This is a genomic window from Niabella sp. ZPM-14 (assembly GCF_055693045.2).
The window spans coordinates 430939-449179 of the sequence record NZ_CM181148.1; the positions used below are offsets into that span (position 1 = coordinate 430939).

16 protein-coding genes are annotated in these 18241 nt (G+C 51.1%); 6 read left to right on the forward strand and 10 right to left on the reverse strand.

Features of this window, described 5'->3' with window-relative positions; all coding sequences use genetic code 11:
* Window positions 1-12 precede the first annotated feature (12 nt).
* Window positions 13-1170, forward strand: coding sequence for a hypothetical protein (locus ACU37H_RS01605; RefSeq protein ID WP_472702611.1), 1158 nt, complete (start codon window positions 13-15; stop codon window positions 1168-1170).
* Between the two features lie 107 nt (window positions 1171-1277).
* Here ACU37H_RS01605 and ACU37H_RS01610 read toward each other — a convergent pair whose 3' ends face one another.
* The 10 genes from ACU37H_RS01610 to ACU37H_RS01655 form a co-directional block, all read right to left on the reverse strand.
* Complete coding sequence (locus tag ACU37H_RS01610) at window positions 1278-1451, reverse strand: hypothetical protein (RefSeq protein WP_472702612.1); 174 nt, start codon at window positions 1449-1451, stop codon at window positions 1278-1280.
* Between the two features lie 117 nt (window positions 1452-1568).
* Window positions 1569-2069 carry a hypothetical protein gene (locus ACU37H_RS01615; RefSeq protein WP_472702613.1) on the reverse strand — a complete coding sequence of 167 codons (501 nt, stop codon included), beginning with the start codon at window positions 2067-2069 and terminating at the stop codon, window positions 1569-1571.
* An 865-nt stretch (window positions 2070-2934) separates the two neighbouring features.
* Window positions 2935-4422 (reverse strand): aldehyde dehydrogenase (NADP(+)), encoded by a 1488-nt coding sequence (locus ACU37H_RS01620; protein ID WP_472702614.1) that lies wholly within the window; start codon window positions 4420-4422, stop codon window positions 2935-2937.
* A 412-nt stretch (window positions 4423-4834) separates the two neighbouring features.
* Window positions 4835-5806, reverse strand: coding sequence for a C45 family autoproteolytic acyltransferase/hydrolase (locus tag ACU37H_RS01625; RefSeq protein ID WP_472702615.1), 972 nt, complete (start codon window positions 5804-5806; stop codon window positions 4835-4837).
* A gap of 2 nt (window positions 5807-5808) precedes the next feature.
* Window positions 5809-7302 carry a biotin carboxylase gene (locus tag ACU37H_RS01630; RefSeq protein ID WP_472702616.1) on the reverse strand — a complete coding sequence of 498 codons (1494 nt, stop codon included), beginning with the start codon at window positions 7300-7302 and terminating at the stop codon, window positions 5809-5811.
* 24 nt (window positions 7303-7326) lie between these two features.
* The gene (locus tag ACU37H_RS01635) at window positions 7327-10068 is read right to left on the reverse strand and encodes an aminotransferase class I/II-fold pyridoxal phosphate-dependent enzyme (RefSeq protein ID WP_472702618.1); all 2742 of its coding nucleotides are present in this window, start codon (window positions 10066-10068) and stop codon (window positions 7327-7329) included.
* 3 nt (window positions 10069-10071) lie between these two features.
* Window positions 10072-10497, reverse strand: a complete 426-nt coding sequence (locus ACU37H_RS01640; protein WP_472702619.1) for a VOC family protein — start codon at window positions 10495-10497, stop codon at window positions 10072-10074.
* Window positions 10498-10660: 163 nt separating this feature from the next.
* Complete coding sequence (locus tag ACU37H_RS01645; RefSeq protein WP_472702620.1) at window positions 10661-11566, reverse strand: carbon-nitrogen hydrolase family protein; 906 nt, start codon at window positions 11564-11566, stop codon at window positions 10661-10663.
* A 240-nt stretch (window positions 11567-11806) separates the two neighbouring features.
* Window positions 11807-13114, reverse strand: a complete 1308-nt coding sequence (locus ACU37H_RS01650; protein WP_472702621.1) for an aspartate aminotransferase family protein — start codon at window positions 13112-13114, stop codon at window positions 11807-11809.
* 588 nt (window positions 13115-13702) lie between these two features.
* Window positions 13703-15139, reverse strand: a complete 1437-nt coding sequence (locus ACU37H_RS01655; protein WP_472702622.1) for a sulfatase family protein — start codon at window positions 15137-15139, stop codon at window positions 13703-13705.
* A 510-nt stretch (window positions 15140-15649) separates the two neighbouring features.
* Here ACU37H_RS01655 and ACU37H_RS01660 point away from each other — a divergent pair.
* The 5 genes from ACU37H_RS01660 to ACU37H_RS01680 all read left to right on the forward strand — a co-directional run bounded on the left by ACU37H_RS01660 (window position 15650) and on the right by ACU37H_RS01680 (window position 18168).
* Window positions 15650-15973: a metalloregulator ArsR/SmtB family transcription factor gene (locus tag ACU37H_RS01660; protein ID WP_472702624.1), complete on the forward strand. Its 324-nt coding sequence runs from the start codon at window positions 15650-15652 to the stop codon at window positions 15971-15973.
* Between the two features lie 6 nt (window positions 15974-15979).
* A complete protein-coding gene (locus ACU37H_RS01665) occupies window positions 15980-16441 on the forward strand; it encodes an SRPBCC family protein (protein WP_472702625.1) in 462 nt (153 codons plus the stop codon).
* A gap of 6 nt (window positions 16442-16447) precedes the next feature.
* Window positions 16448-17047 carry a YdeI/OmpD-associated family protein gene (locus ACU37H_RS01670; protein WP_472702626.1) on the forward strand — a complete coding sequence of 200 codons (600 nt, stop codon included), beginning with the start codon at window positions 16448-16450 and terminating at the stop codon, window positions 17045-17047.
* A gap of 134 nt (window positions 17048-17181) precedes the next feature.
* A complete protein-coding gene (locus ACU37H_RS01675) occupies window positions 17182-17580 on the forward strand; it encodes a DoxX family protein (protein WP_472702627.1) in 399 nt (132 codons plus the stop codon).
* A 27-nt stretch (window positions 17581-17607) separates the two neighbouring features.
* Window positions 17608-18168 (forward strand): DUF4256 domain-containing protein, encoded by a 561-nt coding sequence (locus tag ACU37H_RS01680; protein WP_472702628.1) that lies wholly within the window; start codon window positions 17608-17610, stop codon window positions 18166-18168.
* Window positions 18169-18241: the final 73 nt, after the last annotated feature.

The window sequence follows — 18241 nt, forward strand, 5'->3', positions numbered from 1 at the left end:
AATTGACTGACTTTGAAAAAAGTAACTTACTTAATTGGTGCGGGAGCAAGTGCGGAAGCTTTGCCTGTAGTTAATAGGCTTACTAATAGGTTTAAATTTTTTTGCAGTCATTATGAGGAATATCTACGAGCAGCTCATGGGAATTCGACCGATGACAAGAAAGAGCGCAACCTTTTAATTGAAAAAATAGAGCAACACCAAACAGTCGATACATACGCCAAAAAGCTCTATCTTAAAAATAAAAATTTAGATAGTAATCAAGAATATCAATATTTGATCAATCACCTATCTGCATTTTTTATTTACGAGCAGCTAAAGAAAGTAAAGGGGGATAGTTTTGTATATCCACTTTTTGACAAGAGACCAGAATCCGGAGGATATTTTGGAAGCACGGAAATTATAAATGGTAAGACTTGGATAGAGAATTTAAGTAAAGAAGAAGAACAAGGAATAAAAAATTACATTTTAAAGGATTTGGACAGAAGATACGACTCCTTTTTTGCTAGTGTGCTTACACATAATTCAAAGGGAGAAATATCGATGCCTGATGAAATAAGTATTATTTCCTGGAATTATGACTCACAACTCGAAAAGGCGTTTATGAATATTGCGGATATTCCTTATGATACTGCACTCGATAGATTAAATTTCGTGGGATTATCAGAAGGGGAAACATATAAGCAGAACCAATTTTCATTCATAAAACTAAACGGAACGGCGGCATTCAAAAGGGATAGCGGTCGTTTTGGAGATATATTCGATTACGGCAAGCATGTATTAAATAAGGGGTCTTTTGATATGTTTAAGAGCATTTTGTCGTCCCCTCGAAGTACACATGTTAACTCCCTCCGATTTGCGTGGGAAGATTCCAAGGTTGCTAAATATGCTATAGACTCTGCCCAACAAGTCTTAACCCGCAGTGATATCATTGTAGTTATCGGGTATACCTTCCCGTATTTTAATAGAGAGGTGGATAGAGAAATATTTTTAAACGTGAACTTGCGCAAAAAAAATCAAGGACCATCAAAATCAGACTATCAAAAATTATATATACAGGCCCCCAGCGAAAATATCAATTCGATCATTAACAGATTTGAGAGTGTTATACCTGATGCTGTAGTTGAGCCTTTTACGGAAATAGAACAATTTTTGATCCCTAATGAATTGTAAGCTTTCGAAGCGGTGTCCTTCAACCTCCCCTCCCCCACCTTGTAGCCCGATGCCCCACCTCTGAGCTCCGTTACCGCACCGTTTTGCTCCGTTCATTCACCTCAAAGCTAAGCCGGCGCAGGTTGCAGCTCGGTTCGCGCAGGTTTTACCTCGGCCAGCCCGGCAAAAAGGTTCGCCGGGGCAGCTTTTTGCTTCATCAACCAACCTTTGAGCCTGGACAATCGGGCTTTTTGCCCGAACCATCTGGCCTTGAGCTGCGTGAACCGAGCTCGGGGCTCCATAAACCGGGGTTTTAGGTGGGTGGATATATGCTACAGCAATTCCTGACATAAAAAAAGCCTCCCGAAGGGAGCTTGCTGCTTCATAAAAATGGTGGTCTGCCATGCTGGCCGTGGAGGCTACGCTTCGGGTGAAGGTGTTGCAGGTGCACCCTGCCCTACCGGCCCGATACCGGCAAAGCGCTCGCGCAATTGCTCGTACAAGGTTTTGGCGCCCGGTACACCACTGTTGGCTGCCGCACTAAACATTTTGTAGACAGTCAGCGCATTGGTATACGCTTCGCTGCCTGCGAGCATTTGTGTGTCGGACAGTTTTTCGGACAATTGATGCGTCAGCATCACCAGCTCATCCAACGCCTGGAAAAGGGCCAGGTCGTTACTGATCTCCTGCGGGTTGACAAAGGAGGGTAATAATTGCGGGTTGTTAACGGCTGCCTGTATGGCATCTTCTGTAAACACTTTGTTGCTCACGCTTATTTTAGGCAGGCTCATACGCTCGGTTGGCGTGAGCCCCACCAAAAAAGGCAGGGCTTGATAAATGCCGGCAATGGCATCCTTTACAGTTTGTACAGTTTCCATAGATACGGTCGCGTTCACGCGGTTGTTCATAATGTTGCTCATAGCATGTGTTTTTTATATTTTGATAAATAATAGACGGTAGTGAAGACTGCGCGTACGCAGGAGTATTTGCCGGGAATATTTGTAGGATGGTGTTCATTAGTCAGCTCTGGTTGGTTCTGGTTACGAATTCAACAGTAAATTACTACAAGCGGGGAATGAATGGATCAGGGGTAGATATAAAATAAAGTTAAGAAGTGGAGCGCCGGGATGGACGGTGGGCTGAACATTGAACGAGATTCCTCGGCTGCGCTGCGCTCGGAACGACGAAAAAGAAGCTGCGCTATGCCCGGAACGACGAGTACTAACAAACGTCACGGTGAGCGCCTGCCTCGCCGAAGGGGGGGGAAGCATCTCCTTAAGAAAAGCGAGATTCCTCCACTACGCTGCGCTCCGGTCGGAACGACGAATGCGAAAGCTGCGCTGCGCCTGGAACGACGAAAAAGAAGCTGCGCTATGCCCGAAACGACGAGTACTAACAAACGTCATGGTGAGCGCCTGCCTCGCCGAAGGGGGGAAAGCATCTCCTTAAGAAAAGCGAGATTCCTCCACTACGCTGCGCTCCGGTCGGAACGACGAATGCGAAAGCTGCGCTGCGCCCGGAACGACGAACCGGAGCGACCGTCATCAAGAGTGCGTGCCTCGCCCAAAGGGCGGGAGCAACGGGGAGTCGAACCATCTTCCTATGCCCCGTCATTGCGACCGAACGAAATGAAATGGAGTGAGCGGAGCAATCTCTTTGAACTACTTAATCGTAAAGAGATTCCTCGGCTCCGTTTCACTTCGCTCGGAACGACGAATGTGAAAAGCTACGCTCCGCCTGGAACGACGTTCCCCCTTCCGGGGGAGCGGAGGCACAAAGTCTCTTCTACCCCACCGCCTCATGCGTCAGCGAATCGTTCACCGTTCTCCAGATGCCTAACGGGTTTTCATTTTTCAGTTCGTCCGGCAACAAAGCATTGTCCCAGTTCTGAAAGGCGACCGGCCGGGCAAATCGTTTGATGCCATCCGCTCCTACCGAAGTGAAACGCGAGTCGGTGGTGGACGGGAAAGGTCCGCCGTGCTGCATGCTCAGGCAGACTTCTACCCCCGTGGGCACCCCATTCAGGATCAATCGGCCGCAGAGGTTCTGCACCGTATCGACCAGCTCCTGGTGATCCTTAATATCGTTGGTCGTGGCCATCAGCGTGGCGGTTAACTGTCCATCAATATGCTGCGCCACTTCGGTCATCTGCTGCATATCGCGGCATCGGATGACGAGGGAATAAGGTCCGAACACTTCCTGGTGCATTACCGGATTTTTCATGAACGCTTCGCCGGTGGCGGTGACGATCGTGGGAAGCGCCTGGTCTTCCCCGGGCGCTATGCCAGACACAGCGACAAGCTCAATATCTTTTTGTGCCAACGCCAGTAGCCGCTTGCTCTGGTAATTTTTACTGATCCCTTCGTTGAGCATGGTCGCGGGAGCGACGGTTTTGATCTCATCCGATAAGGTGGCCACAAACCGGTCGAGCTCCGGGCCGGCAATACCGATCAGCAAACCGGGGTTGGTACAAAACTGTCCTACGCCTACTGTGATAGACGCCGCGAAGCTCTTAGCTACTTCGGCTGCCGACTCCCTCATTTTTTCGGGTAACAAAAAGACGGGGTTGATGCTGCTCATTTCAGCAAAAACCGGTATGGGCGCTTTGCGCTGGTTGGCCCAGTCGAATAACTGTTTACCCCCTACAAAGGACCCGGTGAACCCGACTGCGCGGGCATAGGGATGTTCTACCAAAGCCTGTCCCACGTCGAACGAGCGGCCATGCACATGGGAGAATACTGCGGCAGGCAGCTGGCACTCGGCCACGGCCTTGCTGATCGCCCCGGCGACCAGCTCACTGGTTTGTTCATGCCCCGGGTGCGCTTTTACGATCACCGGGCAACCGGCCGCCAACGCGGTAGCGGTGTCTCCGCCCGCGGTGGAATAAGCAAAGGGAAAGTTGGCAGCGCCGAAGACAACGACGGGGCCCAGCGGCACCAGCATTTTGCGGATATCCGGCCTGGGTGGCGTTTTGCCGGCAATCGCCGTATCGATGCGGGCTTCCAGCCAGTCGCCTCTTTCGCAAGCATCGGCGTAGGAATTTAACTGGAATATTGTCCGGGCCCGCTCGCCTTTGAGCCTCGCTTCGGGGAGGTTGGACTCCTGCGCGGCGATGGTGATCAGCTCATCGCCCAGCTCTTCTATCTGGCGCGCCACGCAGCGCATCAGTTCGGCGCGCTGGCGAAGCGAACATTTTCTATAGACCCGGAAAGCGGCCCAGGCGTTATCCATCACATCGTTGATCTGAGGGATGGTTGCGTCTTTAAACTTCATCTTGTATTCAGAATTTATTCATTTAATTAGAAAGTGGCATTACATTCTTTGACAGGTTGATGAGATGGCCCAGTTTCTCGTCCCTTCGGGCCGGGCAGGAATCTCGTTCAACGACATGAGATGGTTCGGCTTCACTCCGTTCCCCGTCCCTTCGGGCCGGGCAAGGCGCTCACCATGACGGTCGTTCGCATTCGTCATTCTGACCGAAGTGAAACGAAGCCCCCGCCGGGACGCTACGTGCCAGGCAGGAATCCCGTTCAACAACATGAGATGATTCGGCTTCACTCCGTTCCCCGTCCCTTCGGGCCGGGCAAGGCGCTCACCATGACGGTCGTTCGCATTCGTCGTTCCGACCGAAGTGAAACGAAGCGCCCGCCAGAGCGACCATCGCTGCCTCCTGACACCAGCATCATCAGCTTACCTGAATATCCACGGTCACCCGTTCTTCTTTGAAATAATCGAAACCCTGCTTCATCGTCCGGCCCGGCCAGAAATAAGTGGCAGACAACTCGTCGATATCATACTGCACGCCGTATAAAGTAACAAAGTTCTTTTCAATTGAATTGTTATATAAAGGAGGATGCAGGAACTTATTTCTTACCTCGTCCCGGGAAATGGCCTGCGTGCGGATCACCTGGTCGAGGAACTGTTTGCGTTCCCGCGTCAGGGTCAGCTCCTCGTAGGCCAGCCATTCAGCGGCCTGCTGATGATTGGTGGCAACCCTTTCCCCGTCGACATAAGGCGTTTCTCCCGCCGACAGGTACACCGTTTGATAAGCCCCCGCCTTGTCGATCAGGGTAATGTTATAGCTCATGTGGGAAGGGATGCGCTGCAGGCAGGACACCGCCTCGGCCGTAGTCGCGCAGGTCTCCAGGATATAGCGCATGATCAGCGGTATACCGAATCCGGAGGCATTGCTGTTCTTGCCGCCAAACGTGAGCGAGATGGCCAGGCCATCGGCATTGATCCCGTCCAGCAACCCCCAGTTACAATCAGAAGTCCCAATCACCGGTTTGAGCCAACGGGTCCTGAACACATTCCCTTCAAACCATTTGGGATTGTAATCATAATTTCGGATCAGTGAGTAGGGCGCCGTATTCCACGCGACCTGTGTACAACCGCTCATAAACACCGGCGGATTGTACATACTCAGGTAACGGGCGACGACATCTCCCCCACCCGCCAGCCGGACGACTTCGTCATACACAGGCCTTAATTCAGGCATGTGCTGTTCCAGTTGCTCGACACAAGTCAGGTAACCCGGACGCGCCCGCCCCCCTTCCTGCAAATACCATTTTTTATAATAAGGCCAGGATTTGTTGAAACATTGCTGCCACTTGGCGCCAGGCTTATCTTCTTCCACGTTATTAAGAGAAACGAGCATACTTACATCATTTTAAAACCGCCGATCTCGGCTTCGATCGCGGGTCGCTGTGCCGCGCCCGGATCGATTGCGGCATACTTGCCTTTCATGGCGCTGATCCATTGCTTTGCGCGGTCTTTGAGCTCGAAATCATCCGTCATCAAACGACCCCGGAGTACCAGGATGCCCATGTCTGCGCCTTCGTACAGGTAATCACCTTTGCGGGTAATTCTCAAAAAGAATGCCTCGTTTTCATTCTCGATCGCGCGGCGGTGGGTGTCCATCCGGTCATAGACGAACTGCCCGTCGGGCTGCTGGCGCCAGATGCCGGATTCGGGCGCTTCGGTCACGATCTTCACATTGTCTTCGGTATACTTGATTACGAGCTGACACCAGTCATCGATATTTTCTTCCTTAGCCCAACGCGCGTTGATGGCGTTGACGCTGATCTTGTAGGGCTGATCCATCCACTCGAGCAGGTGAAACATAAACAAAGGCATATCGGCCAGCGCAAACACCGCATGGTTGGTAATGGAACTGGCCCCCGTGATCCTTGGATTCAATTCGCCCAGGTAGATCTCGTTATTGTCCTGGTCGATCAGGAAATCCAGTTCGAAGTAGCCCTTATACCCTTCTTTTCTTAACTGGTCGCCAAAAAGCTGCGTGTATTTCCGCGCTTTGTCGCGTATCGACTTAGTGAACGCCCCTGCATAGATCTCGTTGCCACACCAGCCACCTTTGTAAGGCGTCAGCTCTTTAAATCCTACAAGCTCGGTCATCAGCGGCGCTACCACGGTTCCGTGTTGGGTTACGCAGGCTTCAATAGCAGAGCCGCGGCAATTGATGCGCTTCATTACTTTCACTTCTTTCTCCGCCTGGATCTCGTCGGCATATTTATCATAGCTGGCTTCATCATTGACGAAGAAAGTGGTGTGTCCCGAATCTCCGAAAGGCAACTGGATCACGAGGTCGGTGCCTAATGATCTGGCCTTTTTGAGCAGGTCGGCATAGGAAGAAATTTTGGTGAGCACATAAGGCACACAGGGAACGCCTGCTTTTTCCGCAATGCGGTTGGTATTAACCTTATTGTCCATGAAGTTGCGCATTTGCGCAGAAGGGAAACAGACTTCGAGGTTATTCTTTTTGGCCAGCTCCTCGGTTCGCTCATCAAACATCAGGAACAAGGCTTTTCCGCCTTCGCCCCGGCTTTTGATATACTCGACCACTTCTTTATGTTCTAACAGGTAGTTGTTGATGTCTTCGATGCTGGTAAACTCTTCATGCGGCAGCTCTTCCTTGGGTGAGAACACGTTGGGGTGCTTGCCGTCAAAGCATTCGATATAGCAAATGAACCTGAATTTCCGCACCCACTCATCGGCACCCAATAGATTAAAATTGGTGGCACTGATAAAATAGATCGGCTTTTCATTGCGGTAGAAAAACCGGCGGATCTCGGATATTCCGTTTAAGACTTCTTTTCCTTTGCTGTTAGCTTTTGTGGTTACTTTATTTGGCATAAGATTATTTTTAATAGTGAATGATTACAATCCGCTCATGGCGCTGGCGCCCATCATGGCGGTGGCGGTCTTCTTCCGGTTCAAGGCACTTTGGGTGAAGATGCGAAGGCCCAGCTCATCGCGGTAGCCGTGAATTTCTTTTACATCGAGATTGATAAAGAACTCGATAATCTCTTTGCTCACAACCTGGCCGGGAACCAGGATCGGGAAGCCCGGCGGATAAGGAATAACAAAGGAGGCGGACACGATCTCCCGCCCGCTTTCGAGCGCTTTTTTACAGTCTTCCCGCTTGATGAACTCGCATTTGGTTTCATCATACGATAAAAAATAAGCCTCGCGGATATTACCGCCCGGCACGCCGGGTACGGCCTGGAAGGAACTGTGGAAATGACTGAAATCGGGCAGCGGCGGCAGGTCTTCGGTCAGCGACCTGATATTATGATCGACGATCTTCAACTCTACCGCGCTCATGGCCTTCCGCTGTTCATCCAGCTGATCGGCGATCCTTAACAGCACGCTGATCAGGTAGGCCACGGAGCTTCTCGTGGTCCCGATATTGGTCATAAATAACACGGAGTTCCTCGAAGTCTTGTTGATCTGGATACCGAACTGATCCATGAGAAACAAGTTCTTGAAAGTGTCTCCATCGACCCCGGTGCGCCCGATAAACAGGTTGATCTTGGTAGGATCCAAGACGAACTCGTCATGGCGCCAGGCCTCTTCCATCAGCGTCCAGCCGTCTTTGGGATCGAAGTATTGAACGATTCCGGATTTGCGGTACTCCTCGGGAATATTGTTTTCCACGGTCAGGATATCGAAATACTTCTTTAACTGGGGATGCGTGACGATCTTGGAACGGAGCACCATGGCCATTTCGATGCTTCGCTCTACCATTTCATACCCTTCAAACATGACCTGCCTGCGACCTGCGTCGAGCGAGGCCAGGATCTGGTAAGATGGTGAAGTGGAAATATGCGTTTTGTAAGCTTCATGAAATGAATCCTCGGCTTTGCGCTTGAACAGCTCGTCGTAGATATGGATCATAGAGCCCTGGCGCAGGGAGCTGAGCGTTTTATGCGTGGATTGCGTTGCATACACCCTGATCTTTACCCGGTCCGGATCCGGCATCGGTTTGGGGTTGTCGGACTTTTGGTTGGCCTCATATTCCTGGCGGTACGCTTCGCTCCGGTATTTTTTGTGCAGCAACCGGGCGGAATACATGGCCGTGCGCTGCTTGTAGATCGGCGTGAAGCCGGCAAAGGCAAACCAGGCCTCATCCCAGAGAAAGATCATATCGGGTTTGATGGCCAGCACTTCGTGCATGACCTGCTGCACATTGTAGACGATGCCGTCGAAAGTGCAATTGGTAAGCAGCAGCATTTTAACGCTGTTGAGCCGCCCGGCCCTTTTCAGCTGGAGCAGCTTGTGCTTGATCTCCTTTAAAGGCACGGCGCCGTACATGCTGTATTTCTCTACCGGGTAAGAATCGAGGTAAACCGGCAACGCCCCGGACAACACCATTCCGTAATGGTGCGACTTATGGCAATCGCGGTCGATGAGCACCAGGTCTTCGGGCTGCACTAGCGCCTGGAGCACGATCTTATTGGCGGTGGAAGTACCGTTGGTGACAAAAAAAGTGTTTAAGGAACCATACGCTTTGGACGCGAGCTCCTGCGCCTTTTTTAACGGGCCGGTGGGCTGCAACAGAGAGTCCAGTCCGCCGGTAGTGGCGGAGGTTTCCGCCAGGAAAATATTCCTCCCGTAAAAATCGCCGAAGTCCTGCAGCCAGGACGACCTGAAGATGGAGTTCCCCCTGGAAATGGGCATGGCATGAAAGACGCCGGTAGGCTTCTTGCTATAATCAACCAGGGCCGAGAAAAACGGCGTGCTGTAGCGCTCTTTTACGGAGTGCAGGATGCTCAGGTGGATCTCCTGCAGGTTTTCTGTGCGGTAGAACACGCGCTTGAAATAATCGAGCGTGCTGTCGTCCAGCTGTGACACGGCGATATCGGACACGTAGAACAGATCGATTTCGGGACGCAACCATTTTATGCTCTTGCCCAGGCTTAACCCGGCATCTGCCTCTTTGGACTCGTCGACCTTCGCGGTGTCTAATCCTATAATAAATGAGTCGATGGCGGTCAGGTCTTCCGCCGACTTCCGGGGAATACCGGACCTGATGATGGCGGTTTGAATATTGGGATTGAACAGTAACGCGATGAGCGCATCCTCCATGCTCGACAGGAAGATGACCTCGTATTTGAACTGCTCGTTCTCATTCTTTAATTGCTCAAACCGTACTTGTAGCCGCTCTTTCTCCTCCGGCGTAATATCATCTACCACGATCACTTCGAAGTAGTTTTGCTTTTTAGGCTTCTGCAGCTTTTCATCGCCGAGCATTTTCCTTCTTTTCTCCTCTGTTTCGGTGGCGGTCCTGTTAGAGCGGTAGCTTTCGCTTACCAGCGAGCGGACTACTTCAGAAACGGAATGTGCAAAGGCCACGTACTGCCCCTTTTCGTACATTTCTTCGAGGTTCTGGATATACCGCAGACCCGGGTAAGCGAAATAACGCTCGATGGCTTTGAGCACCGTCAGTGACTGTGATAGCCGGTCGGTAAAAGCATCAGAACCCGTCAGCCGAAAGTCGTTTTTGGACAACTGCCTGGCGGCTGACTTGAGGTTATTCCAGGAATCGCTGCGATATTGCGCGATATTGAAATAGTCTTTTGCTCTGAATTTGGGTGTATAAATCGTTTCTTTCAGCATGTATTAGTTTTTAGAATGAAGTGCCATTTTATTACCCTCGCTGTCGATGAACAGGGCGAAATATCCGGCGTTTTCATTGATCATTTGTTTGGGCAACAGGATCCGCCCGCCCGCTTCTTCGATCCGGTTGAGCACCAAGTTGAGGTCGTCGCCCCCGTTTAGATAGATCAACAGCCCTCTGTCACTCGGCGCTGCGCCTTCTCCGTAGATGATGGCGCCGGAAGGTTCTGTTTTGCCAGGAAAAAAAGCCATGGAATAGCCGTTCATAAAATTGGTCTCCATCTGTATTTGAAAAATCGTGTTGTAGAAGTGTACTGCCCGCTCAAAATTCAGCGCCGGTATTTCAAACCAGGTGATGAAACTGTCGTTGGTTACTCCTTCTGTCGTCTTTGTTTTATTTGATTTGGATCTTTTTGTCGGTGATTTCATCCGTGTTTGTTTTAAGTTTTCTGAATGGTGTGATGAAACGCGGTATACCTTCCACCTGCGTGAAAGAATGTACACGAGCGTTCATCTCTTGTCGAAGGGGGTGCTGGTGTCTTAGAATGGTCTGCCTGCACCCTCAGCGGTTAAGCTGATGTGCTTTCCCAAGCTACTTGGAATAGTCGGGCGCGGACGGATCGGTCAGCGCCTTTTCGATTTGCGCCATGCGGACAGGCTTAGCCAGTGGTCCCAGCTTGTCCAGCTCGGGGTATCTTGTTCCGTTCTGATAAATATCAAATACCACCCTGCGGTCGCGGAAGCTTTTCAGCGGCTGGCCAAGGCGTAACAAGCCATTCTCGCGGCTGCGCTTTACGCGCTCGAGATCGATTTCAATCGGCATGAGCTCAGGGCCCGTGCTCGCCTGGTATAAGACCCTTCCATCGGGCCCGCAGATAATGGAGCGGCCGGTGCCTCCCTCGCCCAGTCCGTTAATATCAAAAACATAGCACTGGTTGGTTGCCGCCGTTGACTGGACCAGGGCCAGCTCTATATCCCGGTCAATGGTGCCCGTCAGGGTCGGATGGATGATCACCTCAACCCCGTTAACGGCCATGGTACGGGAAGTTTCGGGGAACCACATGTCGTAACAGATGGAGATACCAAACTTGCCGATCTCGGGAACGTCCCACATGAGGAACTGATCGCCACCGGTAACCCCGGCCTCGTAGGGATAGAAAGGAAACATCTTATCATACCGGCCCACGATTTCTCCCTGAGGATTGATGACAATGGCGGTGTTGAAGATCTGGTCACCCCGCTTGTAAAACATGCTGCCGGGCACCAGCCAGATGCCGTACTTTTTGGCAATCTCCTGAAACTCTGCCTCGTCGTTGTTGGGGCAGGTCTCCTGTGCGTAATAAGTTAAAGGTCCGTAGGCACACAGCTCGCTGAGCACAACCATTTGTACCCAGGGGTAGACGGAACACATAACGTCGATCTTGTGTTTCATCAAAGGGATATTTCTCTGACTGGCTGATACATGCATTTGGATGCCTCCTATAGAAAATGGCTTCATTAGTTTTTTATTTGATTGTTTAATGGTTGAATCGTCCGCCTGACCCGTGCGGACAAGTCCAAAGGACTTTTTGTTTTGGTTGGGCCAGAGAAATCGCAGCAGGAATAGTCACTTTTCTCAACCGGATGGATCCTGCGCACAGGACGTCGGTTGTCCGTTGGTTAGGTCTGATCTTATTTGAAGATTCCCGGCAGATCTCATCGTGCCCGGATCTTTAGTGTTCCGGACCTTTTGCTGATCTTATGAGACCGTTAGTTGTTCCAGCTCTTCACTGATGATATCAAGTCCTTTGTGTAACAGGTCCTCGCTGATCACCAATGGTGCCAGGGTTCTCAATACATTTTTGTGCACACCGGAAGAGATGATGACCAAGCCCCTTGCGACACAGGCTTTGACGAGTTGAGCACAGAGCTCATAATCCGGCTGCTGAGGATCCTTGTCTTTGACAAATTCCATGGCCACCATGGCCCCGAGCCCTCTTACATCGCCGATTTGCGGATACTTTTCTTTTAAAGCATTGAAGCGTTCCCTAATGACCGACCCCACGTTTTTAGCTTTTTCATTCAGCCCGATATCTTCCATGTATCGGATGGTGGCAAGAGACGCCGCACAGGACAAGGGATTGCCGATATACGTGCCGCCGATGGTGCCCACCGCCGCGGCGTCCATCACTTCCTGCTTTCCGACTACCGCGCCGATCGGCATGCCTGATCCCATGGACTTGGCCCAGGTGGACAGGTCGGGATAAACACCATAATGCTCAACTGCTCCCCATGCGGCCGTTCTGCAGAAGCCCGTTTGCACCTCATCGAAAATTAACAGGATGCCATATTGATCGCAGATCTCCCTTAAGCCCTTGATATACGCTTTGGGGGCAACGGTAAACCCGCCTTCTCCCTGCACCAGCTCGATGATGATGGCGGCTACATCTTCATGCCGCACATGGGTTTTGAAAAATTCCTGCAGCCTGCGGAGCTCATCGGCTACGAAAGCCGCTTCGGTTTTCCCGTTTCCTCTTTTATAAAAGTCAGGATAATCGATCCGGTAGACTTCGGGTGCAAACGGACCGCAGCCGCTGCTGTAAGAAGTCCTGGAGGTTAAGGTCATCGCCATCATGGTGCGGCCATGAAAGGCACCGGAGTAACAGATGACGGCCTCTCGCCCGGTCGCCTGCCGGGCGATCTTAATAGCGTTTTCTACGGCTTCAGCGCCGGTATTGACCAACATCGTTTTGGCGGTGCCTCCGTGCGGGAACAGGCTGTTGAGCTTTTCGCATAAAGCGATGTAAGGCTCGTAGGTGACTACATTGAAACTGGTATGAATGTATTTTTGGGCCTGGTCTATGATGGCATCGATAACGGGTTGGGGACAGTGGCCTGCGTTAATAACCCCGATGCCGCCGGTGAAGTCGATCAGTTCGTTGCCGTCTACGTCAATAATTGTCGCCCCTTTTGCAGATTGTACGGTGGCCGTATTGAAAATGCCTACGCCATTGGCCACGGCTTTCTTCCTACGCGCTAACAGCGCTTCACTTCCTGACTTATTCATCAAACTAATTTATTTATGGCGTTGCTTTTTTAATTTTTTATCAACGCGTTACGAAATCATTGACACGCCGCGGTTTCTCCAGGGAAAACGCGAACGATCTGTTTTAAAAATTAGTTTAGAAGGAGGTGAAAATGTGTTGCACAACCGTCCCATCAGGGAATAGTATGATGCACTATCCGAAACGATACGAGGCAGCTAGCAGCAACATTTGTTTTGAATCATTGACGGTGCGGAGACCATCAATTTATCGGTAGGTATCAGATCAGTTTCGATGATGCGATGTGCGAATATAAGCATATTTTGTTGAAAAGCAATAAAATAAATTGAAAATTTTCAATCGAAGGGGGCGTCTGTTGTAATTTTTCGAATGGGACACCAGAAGAGCCCCTCCCCGCCCGTACCGTTCGGGCGGGGACTCCGTTGCTGCCCTGCGCCCGGAACAACGACGGGAAAGACCACATCGCGCCTGGCCTCCGTTTGGAACAACCGAGGATAAGAAGGCCCTTGCACTACGCTGCGCTTCCGTTGCTCCAGGCCGGACAGGTGCCCGGAACGACGATAGGCTCACGATACTGTTGCTCAGTTAATTTATCGCCTCAACTTCAACGCGTTCCGGTAAGGATATCCGTCGAAAGGCGGATTGGGCTGCATTACTCGGGGATCTTTGGCTTTTCGCAGTTCGGCTTCCAGCTTTTGCAGCAACTGTTTTTTGACGCTGGCATAAGCGGGGTCATCCGCCAGGTTCCTAACCTGGTGGGGGTCGGTGCGGAGCTGGTACAGCTCAACCGCCGGTCTTTTGGCAAAGGCCAGGTTATAATAAGGAGCCACTTCAGCATCGTCGCGGTGCTCCATCAGGTAAAATTTTGTAGGACCGTCATCACAGTCGGAAAAGGATTCCATGGGATGGGTGCTGTTGTCGGGAACTCCAACGGGCCATCGTTCGGGTTTAAAATTTTTGATCAGCAGGTAGTCCTGCGTGCGAATGGCTCGGGCCGGATACCCATTTAAAGACGGACGCTCCTGCCCGGGCGTGTGGCGCTCCCGTCCAAACACCACCTGTGCCCGCTTTGCCGCTTCGGCTCCGGGATCGCCGGCCTTGATGATCGGCAATAAGGACTGACCGGTCATAACGGATGGCACTTTCACTCCGGCCGCCTGCAGAAAGGTGGGCGCCAGATCGGTCAGGGACACGATACCGTTGAAAACGCTTCCTTTTTTGATTTTCGCCGGCCAGCTCACGACTAATGGAACGCGGGCGCCCCAGTCGTACAAGTTGGCTTTGCACCTGGGAAAGGGCATGCCATGATCGCCGGTGACGACCACGATGGTATTATCGAGCTCGCCCAGGCTATCCAGTAGGCGCAGCGCCTGAGCCACATCGCGGTCGAATCGCTGCACTTCCCAGTAATAATCTGCGATGTCACTACGGATTTCCGCTGCGTCGGGATAAAAATCAGGAAGCGCCACCTGCTTCAGGTCCATCCCGGACGCCACCCCGGAGCCTTTGTCGTAGGGCCGGTGCGGATCGGTGGAGCCGAGCCAGAAGCAAAACGGTTGGCCAGCCGGTCTGGCTTTCATGAATTCGCCAAAACCCGACTGGTAAACTTTTCCCGCCGGGTTTTGATTTTGATATCCGCCCGGTTTGAGATCGCCCGGGCCCCAGGCCTTGCGCCAGGACCCGACAAAATAGCCCGCATCCTGCAGTATCAAAGGGTATACCGGTATCTCGGGGCTAAGTGTCGACCACAGATTGGCGCCCTCCCCCAACCGGAAAAAATACTGCCCGGATAGCACGGCGCCGCGGCTGGGCGTACACGATGGGCTGGACACAAAAGCCTGCTGGAACAAAACCCCGTTTTCCGCCAATCCGTCAAAGGCAGGTGTCTTGACCAGTTGGTCTCCGTACACACCGGCATGAGGCCAGCCCCAATCGTCGGCGATGCAGAAAAGAATGTTGGGCCTGGAAGATTGTGCGGCAGCCACCAAAGGAAGGATCACAGAGACAAAAAGGTACAAGCGTTTCATCGTTTAAGTTTATGTGCGGGAATTGGACCCGTGTTATTAATGCGGGTTTAAAACCGGTGTTGTGTTCAGTGTTTAGTTTTATGCCGGTAAAGTTAGGAGTTAAAAGAGTGTCGCCCTTTAACAAGGCGAGGCAGGATTTTCTCTTACAGGATCAACCTGACATTCTTTTTGAAACGTTGAGGCGACTGCTATCTCGGAAAGACGATTCAGTGCCATTGTAGCTGATTACCGGGGGCCGGTATACTTTGAAAGAGCGCTGTTCTGCTCATCTGACAAAACGGGCGTTCGATTGATTCCCGGGTCGAAACCATTCTTGTAAGATCAAGCTGGAAGCGCACAGAACTTCGGTTAATATTATTATTAAATCAATATAAAACTCATAATATAATTTATAATCAATTATTTAATACGAATTATTCTTTAAGCTCCCTGACAAGACGCATGCTTCCAAAAAAATAATTTTGCGTAGTCAAATAACTACATATATATTTGTAGTCAAATAGCTACACAATGAATTTAAGACGTGATGTATTCCAGGCCATAGCGGACCCGACCCGGAGAGCGATCCTGGTTCTGGTGGCTTCGAAGGCCATGACAGCCGGGGCGATTGCGGCGAACTTTGATACTGCCCGACCGACGGTGTCCAAACACCTGCAGATCCTAACCGAGTGCGATCTATTACAGCAGGAACAAAGTGGACGAGAAATCTATTATCATTTTAACGCACTAAAAATGAAAGAAATATCAGACTTTATTGAACCTTTCCGTAAGATGTGGGACGACCGCTTTAATCATCTGGAGGCGTTAATGAAAAACTATCAACCCAAAAATTAAAAGGATATGGAAAGAAAGACCCAGGTGCACGCTGAGGCCGGTAAGCAGGAGATGCTGATCACCCGCCAATTTGATCTCCCGGTAGCCTTGCTGTTCAAAGCCTATGAAGACCCGGAGATCGTGGCACAATGGATGGGAACAAAAGTGGTGAAACTTGAAAATAAGCCGCACGGCAGTTGGGCATTTGAAACATCGGACCCATCGGGAAACGTTGTGTTTCGCGCCAACGGTACCATCCACGAATTTATTCCCGGCGAAAAGATCACGCGCACATTTAAGATGGAGAACAGCCCGTTCGACGTACAACTGGAATTCCTGGAGTTTGCCGCCCTCTCTGACACTACCAGCGAACTACGTATGCATATTGTGTTCAGAACCGTAGCGCTCCGCGATCAGCTCCTTCAGATGCCATTTGCCGGAGGGCTAAATATGGCGCACAACAGATTACAAGAAATTTTAAGTAAATAATCACAAATGATTATTAACCAAATATTTATAAATAATAAAGTAAATTTTTACTTTAATAAAAATAATCAATGGAGTGAAGCTGTCGCAGCGTTAAGAGGTATCGTATTGAGTTGCGGTCTGGAGGAAGTGTTGAAATGGGGATGCCCCTGCTACCTCTTTGAGGGACACAATGTGGTGCTGATCCACGAATTCAAGTCGTATTGCGCGCTGTTGTTTTTCAAGGGTGCTTTATTGAAAGATCCCGAGGGCATCCTGGTGCAGCAGACCAAAAACGTGCAGGCGGCCCGCCAGCTCCGGTTTACCAGTCTTAAGGAGGTACTGGAGCAGGAAGCGGTGATCAAAACTTATATCTATGAAGCGATCGCCGTAGAACAGGCCGGTCTGAAAGTGCCGATGAAAAAGACCGCGGCTTTCGAGATGCCGGAAGCGTTCCGCAAAAGACTGCAGGCAAACCCATCCTTGAAGAAAGCTTTTGAGGCGCTGACGCCCGGTCGCCAACGGGCCTACCTGCTCCATTTTTCACAGGCCAAACAAGCGAAGACGCGTGAGGCGCGCATCGAAAACAGCGAAGCCCGTATCCTGGAAGGAAAAGGCCTCAGCGACTGAGTCACGCAGCAACTACGTCTACCCATCCTGTCGTATTTTTAACCACGGAGACCTCAAAGAAAATGCACAGAGAAGGGAAAAATACCGTGCCGCCATCATCCGTTATCTATTTATCATCATAAAAAAAATTTACCTTGAACCATCAACCCTCCCCTCCGTCCAAAGCAAAGCGGATCACTTATTGGATCGCTACCGGGTGGCTATCGCTCGGCATGGTGTCTACAGGGCTTGTCCAGCTGCTTCAAATGGAAGAAGAAACCCGGAGCATGCAAGCGCTCGGCTACCTGATGTACTTTTTGATCATCCTGGGCGCCTGGAAACTTTTGGGCGTCGTGGCGGTGCTGATTCCGCGCTACCCGTTGTTGAAAGAGTGGGCCTACGCAGGCTTCTTCTTTTCGATGTCGGGCGCTATCGCGTCGCATCTTTTTGCCGGCGATGGCTTGGGCGAGATTGCCCCGCCCCTGCTCCTGCTGGTACTGACGATCGTTTCCTGGGCCACAAGGCCGGCCGGAAGAAAACTGGTTATCCATTAATTTTGAACTTCTGTAAATGATTGAGCCATGAGCCAACTAAAAAAATTATCGGCAGGCGACACTGCCTCCCTGCTGCAAACCCTGAAATCACGTTTTGAAAAGAACCCCGGTCGTCACAAAGGGATCGACTGGCAACAGGTGGAAACCCGGCTGAAAGCTGCCCCGGCAAAGCTGTGGTCGTTGAACGAAATGGATATTACCGAAGGGGAGCCGGACGTGATCGGACAAGACGCCAGCGGCGCCCTCCTCTTTTGCGACTGCTCGGCGGAAAGCCCGAAGGGCCGCCGAAGCATTTGCTATGATCATGAAGCGCTGGAATCGAGAAAGGAACATAAGCCGAAACACAGCGCCCTGGGGATGGCAGCAGAAATGGGCATTGATATCCTTACCGAGGAGCAATATCGCCACCTCCAGGAATTGGGGCACTTTGACACAAAAACATCGAGCTGGATCGCCACGCCCGCCGCCATCCGCGACTTAGGCGGCGCCTTGTTTTGCGACAAACGCTATCAGCATGTGTTTACTTATCACAACGGCGCTGAGTCGTATTATGCTGCCCGGGGGTTCCGGGGGATGTTGAAAGTGTGAGTGCTGAACAGCGATTGAAAGATTATGCATGACATTCACCTCCTGACAATATATTGAAATTGTCAGCAAGTAT